This window comes from Paenibacillus sp. RUD330 (assembly GCF_002243345.2).
In the GTDB taxonomy this organism is placed as follows: domain Bacteria; phylum Bacillota; class Bacilli; order Paenibacillales; family Paenibacillaceae; genus Paenibacillus_O.
In genome coordinates this window covers 5,277,273-5,291,727 of the sequence record NZ_CP022655.2, presented here as the reverse complement: position 1 = coordinate 5,291,727, position 14,455 = coordinate 5,277,273, and the positions used below count along the sequence as shown (strand labels likewise).

The following is a 14,455-nucleotide window of genomic DNA, read 5'->3' as shown; positions in this document are numbered from 1 at the left end:
GGTTAATCAATGCCTTACTCAATCTGAATGAGCTGGTCAGGGAGCGAGCCCCTTGGCCAGAAACGCGATCGTCGCTTCGAGCTCGGCCTGCTCGTCCCAGCCGCGGGCATTCCGCTCGGCGGCGACCAGATGGGCGAGGATGTAGCCCATGATGCCGGAGGCGGTGAGCCGGAGAACGGTCAAGGGCGGCAGCGGGGCGAGGCTGCCCTCGTCCTGGAACTTCCGGATGACCGACAGCAGCTGGGGAAGGACGAGCGGCATCAGCGTTTCCTTGGCCTGCTGCTGAAGCTCGGGGTGGAAGGGGAGCTCCTGGAGCAGCACCTTGAACAGCCGCTTGTTCTGGGAAATAAACTGCAGCCGGTTCGTAGCGACGGCCCGGAGGAACTCCTCGTAGGTGCCGTAGCGGGTGTGGAGCACGTCCTTGAATTCCCGCAGCAGGAAAGGCGCCAGCAGCTTGATGATCGCCGGCTTCACGATCGTCAGCAGCAGGTCCTTCTTCGTCTTGTAGTGGCGGAATATCGTGCCTTCGGCAACGCCCGCCCTGGAGGCGATCTCGCTCGTGGAGGAGGAGGCATACCCTTTCTCGGCGAACAGATCCGCGGCGGCGGCGATGATGCGCGCCTGCTTGTCGGTCATCTTGCCCCCGCCGCTCTGCAGCAGCTCCTCCAGCCATGGTTCTCTCTCATCGTTCATCATGCCAACTCCTTATGCCGTCCATCGTAACACAGCCGGCAGGCTCGTTTAAATGGAGCGCTGCTTCTTGAGCGCCAGCACATTGAGCAGGGCGAACACCAGGGAGAAGCCGAACAGCACGGCGAGATCAAGCCATATGGAGGCAAGCCCTTCTCCCCGCAGCATGACGCCCTTCAGCGCGTCGGCGCCGTAATAGAGGGGCATGACGAGGCTGAGCTGCCTCAGCCATTCATTCATGGCATCGAGGCTGAACAGGCCGGAGAAGAACACTTGCGGCACGATGACGAGGGGAATGAATTGAATGATCTGGAACTCGTTGCCCGCATAGGTGGAGAGGAGCGTGCCGAGAGTGAGCGCCGTCAGCGCCAGCAGCAGGTTCACAAGCATGAGCAGCCAGAAGGAGCCCTCCATATACAAGCCAAGCACCGACGTGGAGTACCAGGCGATGAGGGCGGCTTGGAGCAGGGTGAACAAGCCGAATCCGCCCAGATAGCCGGCGACGACCTCCCATCTGCGGATCGGCGTGGCCAGCAGCCGCTCCAGCGTCCCGGTCGTCCGCTCGCGCAGGAAGGAAACGCCCGCCAGCAGGAAGACGAAGAAGAACCCGAACAGGCCGACGAGCACGGGGCCGAAGGAGTCGAAGGAGCTGAGGGCGGCGGAGCCGTGCAGGTAGGCGACCTGCAGCTTGCCGTCCATGCCCCCGGATGCAGCCGTGTCAGGGGAAAGGGCTTGCTGGAGAAGTCCGAGCGACGCCTTCGATACGGCAGGATCGGTACCCTCCAGCGTGATGCGCGGCGCGGCGCCTCCCAGATCCAGCAGAGCGTCGATATCCCCCTGCTCCAGAGCGGTCTCTCCTTCCTCCGGATCCGCATACCCGCGGATGGTCGCTCCGGCTTGCTGAAGCCTTTCGGACACGGACGCCTGGGAAGCTCCGGAGCCGGAGACGAGACCGATGGAAGGAGCCGGGGACGAGCCGCCGAAGACGAAATGCATGAGCGTCAGCACGAGCAGCGGCGCCAGGAACAGCAGCGCGAGCGTGCGCTTGTCGCGTAGGAACTGGCGGATGATGCGGTAGGCGAGGGCGCGTGTCCTCATGCGGTGGCACCTTCTCCCATGGCGATGAACGCCTGCTCGATGCTGGAGGCGCCGCTGCGCTCCATCAGCTCGCGCGGAGATCCGGAGGCGGTCAGCTCGCCGCTGCGGATGAAGGCGATGGAATCGCATTTTTCGGCTTCGTCCATGACGTGGGTCGTCATCAGAATCGTCGTGCCGGCGTCCCGCAGCTGCAGCAGCTCCCGCCAGATGGATTGGCGCAGCACGGGATCGATGCCGACCGTCGGCTCGTCGAGCAGCAGCAGCTCCGGCTCGTGCAGCAGCGAGATGGCCAGCGACAAGCGCCGCTTCATGCCTCCGGAGTAGGCTGCGACGCTCTTGTGGAGATGGTCGTCCAGAGCGACGAGCGCCATCACGGCGGCGATTCTTTCCTGCAATCGGCTTCCGCGGAGCCCGTAGAGCTTCCCGAAGAAGAGCAGATTGTCCTTCGCGGTCAGATCGGCATAGAGGGCGTCCGACTGCGCCATATACCCGATGCGCTGGAGCACGGGCAAGGCGGGCATGCTGCGGCCAAGAACCGTCACCTCGCCTTCATCCGCTCTATCGATGCCGGCAAGCAGCTTGACGAGCGTGGTCTTCCCGGAGCCCGACGGGCCGAGCAGTCCTGTCAGGCGGCCGCGAGGAAGCTGCAGGCTGAGATTTCTCAGCACTTCACGCTTGCCCAGACGGCGTGTAATCTGCCGCAGATCGGCGGCTGGAAGCGTCGGATTTTCCATGGATGCTTCATCTCCTTCTGATAAGTGATTACTCACATTTATTTTAAGCGAACTAGAGAAATATAGAAGGCTTTCCTTTTCGGCGCCTATCCCATGCCTAACGGATGCCTATCTCACGTACGCATGGAAGGGGACGGCTCCATCGCTGCCGCCGTCCGGCGCAGCCGGCTCCGGTCCTGCGGGCAAGCCGTCCTATTCTCTATTAGGCCCCTTGGCTGCTGCCCCACAGCGTCAAAAGCGGTCCTTCCCTTCCGTAGACGGGATCGGAGGCGGGCATCGGCACGAGCCGGATCTCCTCCAGCACGCGCGGACGCTCGCCGGGCCCGCCTGTGCGGATGTTGTAATCCATGCCTCCGGGATAACCGCCGGAGATCAGGAAATCGGCGCTAGCCTGAAGCTTCTTGTGTCCGGTTCCGGCCGGCAGGACAATGACGTCGCCCGCCCGTACCTCGACGGTGTCTCCCTGCTCTCCTCCCAGCCGGAGCCTGGCGCTGCCGCGCGCGACGCCGAGCGCCTCATGGGCATTGCTGTGGTAGTGATGATAGGAGAAGACCCCGTTCGTCCACGTATTTCCCCAGCCGTTGGAGGCGAAGAGAAGCTCCATCCGTCCCGGCTCGGAGACGGCCCGAGGATAGAGAAGGACGGGGAGGCGGGGATGGTTGGGAATGCTGCCGTCATCGCGGAATGAAAACGTTCGGACGCAAGGGCGATGCTCGGGACCGGGTTTCATGGCGGACCTCCTTGGTTTTGCGGTTATGAGGCTATCATACCCGCGGCGCGGTGCCGGCAACCTTTTCTTCCCGCGCGCGGCGGCTTCGCCAGATTCACGCCGGGCTCTTTCGAGGTAAGAGAGAGAAAGACTTCATGACGGTCGAATACGGAAGAGCCGAAGGGAGAACTGGGAATGGAAGAGCGGGTATATGGACACGACGAGGGACGGGAATTGCCGGAAGCGGATCGCGTTCGGAAAATGGCCGAGGAGGCCATGCAGGGCGAGGCGGATGCCATGATCGAAGCGGGGCGTGCGGCGGCGGCCGGATTGCCTGCCGGAGCGGCTTCATCCGAAGCATCCGCTGCTCCCGCCTCCGCATCGCTGACGGATGGGAGCGCATCGTACGCGGCGGCCTTCTCGGATGGCTCCGAGGACGGAGCAAGCGCGGCGGCGCCCTCGGGAGGGGATGCCGCGGATGCTTATGCCGCCGCTGCCGAGCTGGATCAGGCGTCGAGCCAGCAGAGCGCCGGCGCTCTGCTGGTCCACCCGGCGGAAGGAGGCTCCATGTGCGCGCTTGCAGCCGGCATGGATGATTCCCGGGCGGACTCCGGCCTGCTCTCGCCTCCTCTCGAGGAACGCCTGAACGAGCTTCTGCCCATAGCTTCCGGCTGGGAAGTGGAATGGAGACGAGCCGCGGAGGCGCAGTACGAGCAGCATATGGCCGAGATCGGCAGGGAGCTCGACCAGGATATTCTGATCGCGCTCGTCGGCGACGTGAACGCGGGCAAATCCTCGACCCTCAACCGCATCGTCGGCGAGACGGTGGCGGGAGTCGGGGCGGAGCCTGGAGAAACGGCCGATATCCGCCCGTACCTGTTCAAGGAGCGGATCTTCTTCGTCGATACGCCGGGCTTGAACGACGTGCGGGTGGAGAATTCGCAGCAGACGATGGACTACTACCGTCAGGCGGACATCATCCTGTTCTTCCTGAATGCAGCCGGAACGGTCTATTCGGAGGCGGAGAAGCGCTCCTTCGAGGCCATCCGGGACACGAATCCCAATATTCTGATCGTGCTCAACAAGATCGATGCGGCGGACGAGGTCGATCGCATCGCCGCTAGGGTGAAGCAGGAGACCGGAGGCAAGTACGATGTCGTTCCCGTCTCCTCCCGCACCGGCGAGAATATCGAAGCGCTGAGGGCCGCCATTCTGGAGCTGCTCCGAAAAAAGTCCAAGGATCTGCTGTTCGCGAAAAATCTCAAGGAGAAATCGGCGGCGGCTAACAAGTGGATCCTGGGAGCGGCCGCATCCGCGTCGGCTATCGGCGCGGCTCCGATTCCCGGAGCGGATATCGTGCCGATCACGGCGGTGCAGATCGGACTGCTTACGCGGCTGGCCGTCTTGTACGGCAAGCCGATCAGCAAGGAGACGGCGCGCGAGCTCGTCGTCGCCACGGTGGTCGGCAATATCGGCAAAAGCGTATTCAGGCAAGTGCTGAAGCTGTTTCCCGGAGCGGGGTCCGTAGCCGGGGCTTCGGTGGCCGGAGCGATGACGCTGGCGCTCGGCTATGCGGTCAAGTATGCCTACGAGAACAATATGGATATCAATGCCGCTACGATCGGCAAGCTGTACGGCATGTTCCGCAAGCAAGCCAAAGGGTAGGACGGCTTTGCTGAACGGGGCCTTGCGATCGGGGCAAAGGATGGAGACAAGGCCTGCCGGAGCGTTGCTGCCGGCGGGCTTTTTGATGCGCGCGGAGTCTTCGGGGAAGCCGGGTCCGAGCCCGATGCGGATGAAGGCCGGATTCCCGCCGAAAATAGTTTTCCCAATGGCTAATACAAACGGTTCAAGCCGCCGAATGAAGGGTAAAGAAAGTCCATATGCCTATCGGCATCCTATCATCCATCGATTTCTATACCAGCCGCGGGGAAGTGTCGTTTTTGAGTACAATAGCCCACCTAACACCTGAGAGCACGCAAGTGCTGGAGGGGAATTCCGTCCTGGCTGCGCTTGAGCAGGCTTTGGCGATGATCGAGTTCGATGCCCAAGGAAATGTGCTTTGGGCCAATGAAAACTTTGCCGCGGCGATGGGATACCGGAAGGACGAGCTGCCGGGCCTGCATCACAGGAAGTTCTGCACGGCTGAATTTGCGGCAAGCGACGCCTATCCGAAGCTGTGGACCGAGCTCAGGGAAGGCCGCAAATTCCAGGAGAAGATTCAACGTCTGGCCAAGGATGGGAGCCGGCTGTGGCTGGAAGCGACCTATATGCCGATCATCGGAGCCGGCGGCTGCGTGGAGGCCGTCTTGAAGGTGGCGACCGACATTACGGATCGCGAAGCCGCAGCTGCGGGCGTGAAGGAGAAGCTGACGGAAATGGCGGAGGAGCTGCTGGAGCGGACAGAAGCGGGCATTCAGCGCAATGAGCGCATTGCCTCGACGTTCGAGGAGCTGGTCGAGGACAGCGAGTCGAAGCTCGGCTTTCTTCTGGATCTGGAGCAGCAGGCGGAAGCGGTCGGCGGCATCGTCCAGATCATCGGTGAGATATCGTCCCAGACGCATCTGCTCGGCCTGAACGCGGCGATCGAAGCCGCCCATGCCGGGGAGCATGGACGCGGGTTCAATGTCGTGGCCACGGAAGTGAGAAAGCTCGCCCAGAGAGTGCAGACCTCCGCCAAGGAGATCGAGGAGACGGTCGAGACCATATCCGGAAAGATCGGCCGGCTGAGCCAGGACACCCGCAGGTCGCAGTCCGCGATGCGGGACAGCCGGGCCCGGATCCGGGAGGCCGTGGCCGAGTTCCATTCGATCGGAGAAGCTGCGGAGCAGTTGGAAGTCGAAGCCCAGGCTTTGAACCGGCTCCTCTGAGCGGCTGTCTGTCTGCAGGGTGACATTTGAGTTCCACGGCAAAAAGGCGCCAAGGCGCCTTTTTGCCGTTCGGCAGGCCGAGCCGTCCTTCGACTGCCGCCGGCTCTGCCTGCACCGTTCCAAGCGGCGGCGCAGCTCATTGCGCAGCCGGCAGTTGTGCGCATGCCGCCCGTACCGCGGCTGCGGAGAGCGGAGAACATAGAAATCAGGCGCTAGCTTCCTGCTGCCTGGGCTCGAACGTGCGGCAGCCCGCGTCCTCGGCCTTGCGGTCCGTCCGCTCGCCAGCCAGCGCCACTGTGATCGCTGCCGCCGTGCAGACATTGTTGAGAGACCAGTTCTTGCAGCTGCTGACCTCGCATGATACTTCGCATGCCATTGCATTCACCTCCGTCTCCATGCTGCTGGATACCTGTCCCTAATAGGGTATGCAGGCTGCCGGACCGGCATGACTCGCATGGATGCGGAGAGGACTTTGATTCTCCTGCAACCTTCCCGTGTATATACCGTCTGAAAGGGTAAGCAGGGTGCGCACCTGAAGCAAGAGCTGAATCTAGGGAGGAACGACATGATGAACAAGACTTGGAAACGAACCGCAGGCTCTCTCCTGGCTTTGACGATGGCTCTCTCCGGAGGCGGCGCTGTATTTGCCCTCGAAGGCCAGCCGGCACCCGCTGCAGGCGAGGCTGCCATAACCGCCGTTCCCGCCAATGCGGCAGCGGTCAAGAAGATGTACAACGAATATATCAGGCTGGCATCCAGCTCCAAGACGCTGAGCCAGGCCGTTGCCTATTTGAACAAGCATATCGGTGAAGCCGACAAATGGACGGGCTCCATGATGGTGCTGCGTCTGGAGAACGCGCAGACTGCCGGGCTGGAATCCCTGCAGAACCGCATCGCCGCGAGCTCCGTGCAGAAGTCGATCGACGCCGCTTGGCGCAAGGGAAGCAGCGGCTCGATCGACTCGCTGATCAAAAACGCGGCTGACGAGAAGACGAAGAAGCTGCTCGGCGAAGCCCGCAGCCAAGGCTACCGCATCTCCACGGCGGAAGGGATGTACTTCCCCGAAATCGATTATGTGTCCTATGAAGCCTACAAGTCCCACGTCGGGGCCGACATCGCCGCTTATATCGCCATGATGTCCCTTGAGACGTCGAAACCGACGCTTAGAGATGCGGCGATCATCATCGGATGGGGAGAGCTGCTGCAGCGCAACCTGGCCCAGGAGAAATTCCTGCGCAGCTATCCGTCCTCGAACCGCAAGGCCAAGGTGGAGTCCATGTACCGCCTGACCAAGTGGAACGTCTTTTATGGCAGCAACAATACGCCTTTGTTCGATTACGAAAGCAAAGTCATCAACGCCAAGGCGGTTGAAGCCTACAAGAAAGCCGTGGCGGACGGAGATGTCTCCAAGAGCCCGCTGCTGCTCAAGCTGTCCAACTTCCTCAAGGTGTCCGACCGCAATGGCGGCAAGCTGACCGATGAGCTGAGTCTCTGGAGAAGCAAGCAAATTCCGATGCAGTACAACTGAGCGCTCCCTGAAGCATCGACAGCCGGCCGGATTTCCCGGGCCGGTTTTTTTGTCGCTGGCGGCCCCGTGTCCGGCTGGCGGCAAGCGATGCGGCCGCCCCGTTCAGCCGCGAAGCCCTCTTGCGCCGATGATTCCGGTATGGGCTTGCCATCTTTCGGGAAGGCTCTTTTAACAGCGAGACAGGAAAGGCGTTTCTAAATCCGGGAAACCGTTGAAGGAAGAACATGAGGTTTACTATACGGGAAAGGGATGAGGACATGGAATCATTCGCGGAGAAGGACAAGTCGGTGCGCGATGGAGCCGAGAGCGAGGAGGCCGAAGTCGGCAAGGGGGGCGCCGAAGTGCCGAGCGAGACGGTCGAGCAGCAGGACGATCCCGAGCCGGAAGGCGGCAAGGCAAGCGGCCAATCCGGGCTGAACGCTTAATACATCTGCAAAAGGGTATCCGGCCGCGCGGCCGGATACCCTTTTTTTCCTACCCTCTCAAGCTGCTCCTGCCAGGCTGCCGGCTCTCTTCCCCTGCGCTCTCGCGGAGGCGGGCGGCTAGGCGCGAGCGCTCCTTGCGGAGCTTCCAGGCCGCTTCCCACAGCTGGGCGCGGATCTCGTCGTTCTCCGCTTCCTTCAGGCGGCCGTAAAGGCCTTCCAGCCTGCGGTTGATTTTCTCGAACTCTCTGCACAGCTGCGAACGGGCCTGATCCCGGAGCAGCTGCTCGTGGAAGCTTTCTTTGTCCTGCAGCTGCCGCAGCAGCTCGAGCCGCCATGGATCGTCGCCGATCCGTACGGCGTAATTGTACAGATCCAGCTGGTCATCCATCCACTGAGCATACTTTTGCGCATTCGTCATCGGCGTCTCTCCTGTTCTCCAAACCCATTTATACCGACTATTATACTCGGTTATAAAGGAAGCGCAACCCTTCCTCCGCTGTCGGGCAAGCGCGGAGGGGCGCTTGCCGGCTGCTGCCAGAAGAAAGATTCGGCTTCGGGACAGCGGATTTCATGAAGACGGAGCGGTGATGACGCGGTTCCTTCCCTGCTCTTTGGCTGCATATAAGGCTTGGTCGGCGGAGCGGAACAACATCCGGCAGGCATCCTGCACGGGCAGTGCCGCGCTGCCGAAGCCGGCGACGTCGAAGCCGGCGACGCCGAAGCTTGCCCGGATGCCGAGCGGCCGTCCGTCCGGGTCGAGGGCAGGTGTGCTCTCCAGCGCCATGCGGATGGATTCCGCCAGCTGCCCGGCCGTGAAGCTGGCGATGCCGGGCAGCAGCAGCACGAATTCCTCGCCGCCGTAGCGGGCGAACAGGTCGCCGGGACCGAGCAGGGAGCTGCAAACGGAGACGGCGTGCAGCAAGGCGGAATCGCCGGCTTCATGGCCTAGCGTGTCGTTGATGCCTTTGAAGTGGTCGATGTCGAACAGGATCATCGAGACGGGAAGTCCGTCGCCGGAGCAGCGGACAAGCGCTTCCTCCGCTTCGCGCATGAAGGCGCCGCGGTTGAGAATGCCCGTCAGCGGGTCGCGGGAGGCCAGCCGCTTGAGCTCCTCCTGCATGCTTCGCCTCTCCGTGATGTCGCTCAGCACGAGCAGGCAGCCGCCGGCATGTCCGCCGCCTCTTGAGATGGGAGCGGCGTAGACCTCGCACCAGCGAGGCTCTTCGCCTGGCAGCGAAGGGCTCGCGAACGAATATGGCTTGCCCGGCTGCTCCCAGGCGCTGCGGAAGGCGGCGGCGGCTCCGTCCGGAAGCTCGAGGCTGCCCAGGCTCTGTCCCAGGGCGGAGCGTGCCAGCGCGGGCAGCAGAACGCGGGCGGAACGGTTGCTGTCGAGCAGCCGCCAGGAAGCGTCCAGCACGAGCACGCCTTCGCCCATGCTCTCCATGACGTTTTCCCGCGCGACGGGAAGCAAGGCCATCTTGTCCGTGGACAGGAAGGCATAGACGAACAGAAGGCTCGTGAAGCAGAGCACGACCGGCACGGGATCGACTCCGTTCGGACTGAAGCCCAGCAAGTAGAGGAGCGAGGCTGTGATCGGAAGCAGGATGCCTGCGAACAAAGCGATCAGCTGGCGGCGGTAGGTTTCGTTTCCGGGACGGAGCAGCGCCTGGAACACGAGGCAGAGAGCCGCGAATAGGGTGCCGAAGGTGTAGCAGCCATGGACCACGTACCATTCGCCCATCGTGAAATCCATCGTCGGCATGGACGAATCCCCATGGAAGTAGATGTCCTGGTAGAAGAGATGATGATGGCTGTTGGTCAGAACAAGGAGAAAGGTGATGGAGGGTATGACGAACAGAAGCCAGCGTCCCCAAGCGGGAATCAGGTCGGCCTTGCCCAGAAAGTGGAGCGCGAGCAGCAAGGTGAGCACCGCGGAGAAAGGCATCCCCGCATACTGGACGGTCGTCCAGAGCATCATGCCGTCGAGAGTCTCGGACGTCTTCTCCAATGCGGCCCCGAACGTATAGAAGGAATTGGCCAGCGCCATCAGGATGAAGACTCGCTTGCCCGGGAACAAAGCCCTGCCCATGAGGGCATAGAGGGCGACAAAAACGTTCAGGACGCCGGCCAGAGCCGTCAGAACGATATAAGTAGAGGTAAAGGCTGTCACGTCATACATCCCGTTCCAGTGGAATCTAGTTTCCTCAGCGTAGCACAGCCGCAGGCTCGATGGAACAGCGAATGTGACGATATGCCGCAATATTGATGGAAAAGGAAGGAAAAAAGCCCCGGAAAGGGGCTTTTCATCTCCAGGAGCGTCTGAATTCCAGCTTCCTGCCCGATAGCGGGTTAGGAAGCAGAGCCAAGGCTAGAGCGCGCGTCCCGCCGCTGCCGCTCCGCTGCCGGCTCTCAGCAGGTCCAGCAAAGACTCGTTGAACAGGGCCGGCTCATCGTAGAGCATCGCATGGCCGCTTTCCTCGAAGCGGATCATGGTGGAGCCGTGGATGCGCGCCTTGATCTCCTCGGCCAGCTCGAACGGGCAGATCTCGTCCTTGACTCCCTGGAAGATCGTCGTCGGCACGCTGATGTTCGAGAGATCATGCCGCAGGTCTTCGTCGCGGAGCGATTCCATCGCCCGGATCGTGCCATGCGCGGACGCCTCCAGGCAAAGCAACGACAGATAGGCCTCGAATGGAGGCGAGGGCTTCCGGAGCGTGAATGTGGCGCCGAAGTCGCTGATCATCGCCGGACGGTCGCGGTAAGCCTCGTTGATCATCTCGTCGACCATTTCCGGCGGCGTGCCGTAAGGGAAGCTCTCGGATTGCGTGAAGCGCGGCGCGGCGGCGCCCGCCAGAATGAGGCGCTGCACGCCATGCTGCCGGTGGCGGCTCATGTACCGTACGGCGATCGCACCGCCCATTGAGAAGCCGAACAGGGTGAACGACGAGAGGCCGAGCTTGTCCACGACGGCCCTCACATCATCCGCCATGCGGTCATAATCATAGCCTTCCCATGGGGCGTCGGATTTGCCGAAGCCGCGGAAGTCGATGCCGATGTAGCGGCAGCCGTTTTTCGGGAGAAGCACGGATTGGGTCTCGAACATGCGCTGGCTGGCCGGCCAGCCGTGCAGGAACACGACCGGATGGCCTTGGCCGAGGTCCTCGACGTACAAGCGGACGTTCGGCTCCGCTTCGATATAGGTTCCCATTGGTAAAAACCTCCTTGAGATCTTGTGTTTTAGTCGGGCTGCATCCTGCAAGTCGGGAAGGATGCGGAGCGAGCTTGCTTGTCCCCTTCTTACCCGGCACGGCGCATGGCGACGCGCCGGCTCCGGTTCCCGGCCGGAAGCCGGGTCCGTCTGAACGGCGGAGGTAGTTCCGGAGCGGGCGTCGATCGGGGACTGGCCGGCGGGATCGTGCGGGGTGCCGGTTCGTGCTACAATGGAGGAACGAGTGTTCGCAGAAGGAATCGGAAAGGGGACGGCGCGGATGGAACGGCTTGAAGCGGAGGAGAGCGGAGCGGAGCAAGCCCGCGGAACGGATGCAGGCGGACCGAAGCAGGCTGCGGAAGCGTCCGCAGGCCCGAATGCTGCCGATTCGGCAGCGGCGCCGGAAGCGCTGGGGAACCCGGAAGCGGCGGAAACGCCGGAAGCGCAGGGAAAACCGGAAGCGGCGGAAACCGCGCCAACGGTTCGAATCGCGGTAAGGGCGCTGGCCGAATATGCCTGCCGCAGCGGCAGCATCGAGGCCGGCTTCCGCAGCCTGACATCCTTGACGGAAGGGACCCGGATCCACAAAGCGGTTCAGGCTGAATACGGAGAAGGCAGCCAGCGCGAGGTGTTTCTGCGCATGGAGATGGCCCTGGGCGGCGTGGATTGGACCGTGGAGGGACGCTGCGACGGCTTGCTCGCCGAAGAAGGCGGTCCCGTCATCGACGAGATCAAGTCGACCTCCGGGAGGCTGGAGGATCTGGGAGAGGAAGGCCACCGGGTCCACTGGATGCAAGCCCGGGGCTACGCCTATATCTATGCCGTGCAGCAAGGCCTGGAACGGATGGACGTCCAGCTCACCTATGTGCAGGTCGACTCGGGAGCGGCGTCACGGATCCGGCGGAGCTTCGCGCTGGACGAGCTGCGGGAGGGAATGTTCTGGATGCTGGAGCAGTACGCGCCCTTCGCCCGGATGCTGCGACGGCATCGTCTGGAGCGGAATGCCAGCCTGGAGCGGCTGGAGTTCCCGTTCCGGGGCTTCCGTCCCGGTCAGCGCAAGCTGTCCGCCGCCGTCTACAAGACGCTGGAGGACAAGGGAGGGCTTTTCGCCAAAGCTCCTACCGGCATCGGCAAGACGATGTCGGTGCTCTGGCCCGCTGTGCGCGCCCTCGGAACGGGTGCGGCTGCACGGCTGTTCTATCTGACGGCGCGTACGACGACGCGGGCTGCCGCCGAGGATGCGGTCCGCCGCATGGAAGAGCAAGGACTGAAGCTCCATGCCGTCACGCTGACGGCAAAGGAGAAGATCTGCCTGCAGGAGACCGTCAGCTGCCGCAAGGAAGACTGCCCGTTCGCGGACGGATACTACGACCGGATCAACGGCGCGGTGCTGGATTTGATGGAGCATGAGACGCTGATGACGCGCGAGGCCATCGAGCGGTACGCGCTCAAGCACCGGGTGTGCCCGTTCGAATTTTCCCTTGAGGCGGCCTATGCCTCCGATGCCGTCATCTGCGACTACAACTACATCTATGATCCCAAGGTATCGCTGAAGCGGTTTTTGGCCGAGCAGGCCAAGGGGACCGCGCTGCTTGTCGACGAGGCGCATAATCTGCCCGACCGCGCCCGCTCCATGTACAGCGCGGAGCTCGACAAGGCGCCTTTCCTGGCGCTTCAGCGGGCTTACAAGGGTTTGTCCGCCGGGCTGTCCGCCGCTGCCAAGGGCGTCAACGCGGCGTTCATCGCTCTGCGCAAGGAAGCGGAGGCTGGAGCTGCCGCGGGCGGCGGAGGGCTGCGTCCGGCAGGTCCGGGCGCCTATGTATCGGAAGCTCCTCCGCAGCAGCTGCTGGAATCGGTCCAAGCGTTCATCGCGCAGGCGGAGCCGCATCTGGCGGCAGGCGGGGATGAGAGCGGAGCGGAGAACGCGGCGATGCTGCTCGAAGCCTACTGGGCGGCCAAAGCGTTCGCAGCTGCCGGGGAGTGGATGGACGAGCGGTTCGTTGCGATGGCCGAGCTGGCAAGAGGCGGCGTGAAGGCGAGAATCATGTGCCTCGATCCGTCCCATCTGCTGCAGCAGACGGGCAAGGCCTACGGAGGACGCGTGTTTTTCTCCGCGACTCTGTCGCCGCTGCCCTTCTACATGGATCAGCTCGGCGCCATGGAGGAGGATCGCTCCTTGACGCTGCCGTCCCCGTTCGGACGGGAGCAGCTTGAGGTCCGCCTCGTGCCGCTGTCCACGCGTTATGCCGACCGCGGCGCCACGCTTCAGCCGCTCGCCCGCCTGCTGCTGGAAGCTGTGCGGGAGAAGGGAGGCAACTGGCTCGCCTTCTTCCCCTCCTATGCTTATATGAACGCCGTATACGGACAGCTTCTGCTGGAATTGAATTCCGGCAGCTCCGACGCGCTGCATGCGGCAGATAAGCCTGCGGGTGCCGGAGAGCCTGCCGATGCCGGAGAGCCTGCCGATGCCGGAGAGCCTGCGGGTGCCGGAGAGCCTGCGGAAGAAGCGCTGTTCCCTGCGCGGTTGGAAAGCCAGGGCAAGGAGCGCGGCTTGCGGCTGCGCCTTCAGAGGCCCGACATGGACGAGGAGGCGAGGGATCGCTTCCTCGCCGCTTACCAGCCTCCGAAGCCCGGAGGCGATGCCCTGCTCGGCATGGCCGTCATGGGCGGCATCTTCTCCGAGGGCGTTGATCTCGCCGGCGAACGGCTGGAAGGCGTCGCGGTCATCGGCGTCGGGCTGCCCCAGCTCGGTCCCGAACGCGACCTGCTTGCCGCCTACGAGAAGAAGCAAGGCAGGAGCGGCTTCGATTACGCCTATGTCTATCCCGGCATCAGCAAGGTTCTGCAGGCAGGCGGGCGTCTCATCCGTTCCGAGAGCGACACCGGCGTCCTGCTGCTCGTGGACGACCGCTATATGCAGCCCCGCTATCAGCGGCTGCTGCCGGAAGAATGGCGAAGGGAAGGGGAGGAGTAGGGCTCGACGGGCAGGGCAAGCCAAATCAAGCGGCTTCCATCCCTCCTTCTGGAGGAAGCCGTCTCTTCCGCCGACCGGATAGATTCAGCCCGTGGCTGCTGCCCTTGGTTCGGGCTTTCACGGGTCGAGAAGGCGCGCCATCGGTTGAGGAATAGAGAGCGGAGCCCGCAGCAGAGAGATCTGCTTGCGGGCTCTTCCTTTTCATACATGCATGGACCG

At 62.9% G+C, this 14,455-nt stretch carries 13 protein-coding genes; 5 read left to right on the top strand and 8 right to left on the bottom strand.

The genetic code is table 11. The features are described from left to right. Positions 1–36: 36 nt before the first annotated feature. The 4 genes from CIC07_RS23915 to CIC07_RS23900 all read right to left on the bottom strand — a co-directional run bounded on the left by CIC07_RS23915 (position 37) and on the right by CIC07_RS23900 (position 3,252). A complete protein-coding gene (locus tag CIC07_RS23915; protein ID WP_240923497.1) occupies positions 37–696 on the bottom strand; it encodes a TetR/AcrR family transcriptional regulator in 660 nt (219 codons plus the stop codon). A 45-nt stretch (positions 697–741) separates the two neighbouring features. After that, on the bottom strand, positions 742–1,788 hold the full coding sequence (locus tag CIC07_RS23910) for an ABC transporter permease (protein ID WP_076357556.1): 1,047 nt from the start codon (positions 1,786–1,788) through the stop codon (positions 742–744). Then, positions 1,785–2,522: an ABC transporter ATP-binding protein gene (locus CIC07_RS23905; RefSeq protein WP_076357558.1), complete on the bottom strand. Its 738-nt coding sequence runs from the start codon at positions 2,520–2,522 to the stop codon at positions 1,785–1,787. The genes CIC07_RS23910 and CIC07_RS23905 overlap by 4 nt, the downstream gene beginning before the upstream one ends. A gap of 202 nt (positions 2,523–2,724) precedes the next feature. Further along, entirely contained in the window at positions 2,725–3,252 is a 528-nt protein-coding gene (locus tag CIC07_RS23900) for a cupin domain-containing protein (protein ID WP_076357560.1), read from the bottom strand. 174 nt (positions 3,253–3,426) lie between these two features. Between CIC07_RS23900 and CIC07_RS25785 the strand changes: the two genes are divergently transcribed. Further along, positions 3,427–4,896 (top strand): GTPase, encoded by a 1,470-nt coding sequence (locus CIC07_RS25785; RefSeq protein ID WP_327205388.1) that lies wholly within the window; start codon positions 3,427–3,429, stop codon positions 4,894–4,896. A gap of 269 nt (positions 4,897–5,165) precedes the next feature. Beyond that, on the top strand, positions 5,166–6,101 hold the full coding sequence (locus CIC07_RS23890; protein WP_442953347.1) for a methyl-accepting chemotaxis protein: 936 nt from the start codon (positions 5,166–5,168) through the stop codon (positions 6,099–6,101). 205 nt (positions 6,102–6,306) lie between these two features. Here CIC07_RS23890 and CIC07_RS23885 read toward each other — a convergent pair whose 3' ends face one another. Continuing rightward, complete coding sequence (locus CIC07_RS23885) at positions 6,307–6,477, bottom strand: DUF1540 domain-containing protein (RefSeq protein WP_076357562.1); 171 nt, start codon at positions 6,475–6,477, stop codon at positions 6,307–6,309. 189 nt (positions 6,478–6,666) lie between these two features. On the opposite strand from CIC07_RS23885, the gene CIC07_RS23880 reads away from it, so the two are divergent. Both CIC07_RS23880 and CIC07_RS23875 read left to right on the top strand, forming a co-directional pair. Next, on the top strand, positions 6,667–7,629 hold the full coding sequence (locus tag CIC07_RS23880; protein ID WP_083688183.1) for a hypothetical protein: 963 nt from the start codon (positions 6,667–6,669) through the stop codon (positions 7,627–7,629). 257 nt (positions 7,630–7,886) lie between these two features. After that, positions 7,887–8,054: a hypothetical protein gene (locus tag CIC07_RS23875; protein ID WP_157741977.1), complete on the top strand. Its 168-nt coding sequence runs from the start codon at positions 7,887–7,889 to the stop codon at positions 8,052–8,054. Between the two features lie 49 nt (positions 8,055–8,103). On the opposite strand, the gene CIC07_RS23870 is transcribed toward CIC07_RS23875, so the two are convergent. The 3 genes from CIC07_RS23870 to CIC07_RS23860 form a co-directional block, all read right to left on the bottom strand. Next, on the bottom strand, positions 8,104–8,472 hold the full coding sequence (locus CIC07_RS23870) for a hypothetical protein (RefSeq protein WP_076357564.1): 369 nt from the start codon (positions 8,470–8,472) through the stop codon (positions 8,104–8,106). Between the two features lie 150 nt (positions 8,473–8,622). Then, on the bottom strand, positions 8,623–10,224 hold the full coding sequence (locus CIC07_RS23865; RefSeq protein ID WP_076358011.1) for a histidine kinase N-terminal 7TM domain-containing diguanylate cyclase: 1,602 nt from the start codon (positions 10,222–10,224) through the stop codon (positions 8,623–8,625). Positions 10,225–10,422: 198 nt separating this feature from the next. After that, positions 10,423–11,262: an alpha/beta fold hydrolase gene (locus tag CIC07_RS23860; RefSeq protein ID WP_076357566.1), complete on the bottom strand. Its 840-nt coding sequence runs from the start codon at positions 11,260–11,262 to the stop codon at positions 10,423–10,425. 280 nt (positions 11,263–11,542) lie between these two features. Here CIC07_RS23860 and CIC07_RS23855 point away from each other — a divergent pair, with 280 nt between their 5' ends. After that, a complete protein-coding gene (locus CIC07_RS23855) occupies positions 11,543–14,236 on the top strand; it encodes an ATP-dependent DNA helicase (RefSeq protein WP_083688300.1) in 2,694 nt (897 codons plus the stop codon). Positions 14,237–14,455: the final 219 nt, after the last annotated feature.

What these genes read in the sequence shown, in the direction of transcription:
- CIC07_RS23910 (WP_076357556.1), bottom strand. Translation starts at nt 1,788, where the DNA reads ATGAGGACACGCGCCCTCGCCTACCGCATCATCCGCCAGTTCCTACGC.
- CIC07_RS23855 (WP_083688300.1), top strand. Translation starts at nt 11,543, where the DNA reads ATGGAACGGCTTGAAGCGGAGGAGAGCGGAGCGGAGCAAGCCCGCGGA.
- CIC07_RS23875 (WP_157741977.1), top strand. Translation starts at nt 7,887, where the DNA reads ATGGAATCATTCGCGGAGAAGGACAAGTCGGTGCGCGATGGAGCCGAG.
- CIC07_RS23905 (WP_076357558.1), bottom strand. Translation starts at nt 2,522, where the DNA reads ATGGAAAATCCGACGCTTCCAGCCGCCGATCTGCGGCAGATTACACGC.
- CIC07_RS25785 (WP_327205388.1), top strand. Translation starts at nt 3,427, where the DNA reads ATGGAAGAGCGGGTATATGGACACGACGAGGGACGGGAATTGCCGGAA.
- CIC07_RS23885 (WP_076357562.1), bottom strand. Translation starts at nt 6,477, where the DNA reads ATGGCATGCGAAGTATCATGCGAGGTCAGCAGCTGCAAGAACTGGTCT.
- CIC07_RS23870 (WP_076357564.1), bottom strand. Translation starts at nt 8,472, where the DNA reads ATGACGAATGCGCAAAAGTATGCTCAGTGGATGGATGACCAGCTGGAT.
- CIC07_RS23915 (WP_240923497.1), bottom strand. Translation starts at nt 696, where the DNA reads ATGATGAACGATGAGAGAGAACCATGGCTGGAGGAGCTGCTGCAGAGC.
- CIC07_RS23900 (WP_076357560.1), bottom strand. Translation starts at nt 3,252, where the DNA reads ATGAAACCCGGTCCCGAGCATCGCCCTTGCGTCCGAACGTTTTCATTC.
- CIC07_RS23880 (WP_083688183.1), top strand. Translation starts at nt 6,667, where the DNA reads ATGATGAACAAGACTTGGAAACGAACCGCAGGCTCTCTCCTGGCTTTG.
- CIC07_RS23860 (WP_076357566.1), bottom strand. Translation starts at nt 11,262, where the DNA reads ATGGGAACCTATATCGAAGCGGAGCCGAACGTCCGCTTGTACGTCGAG.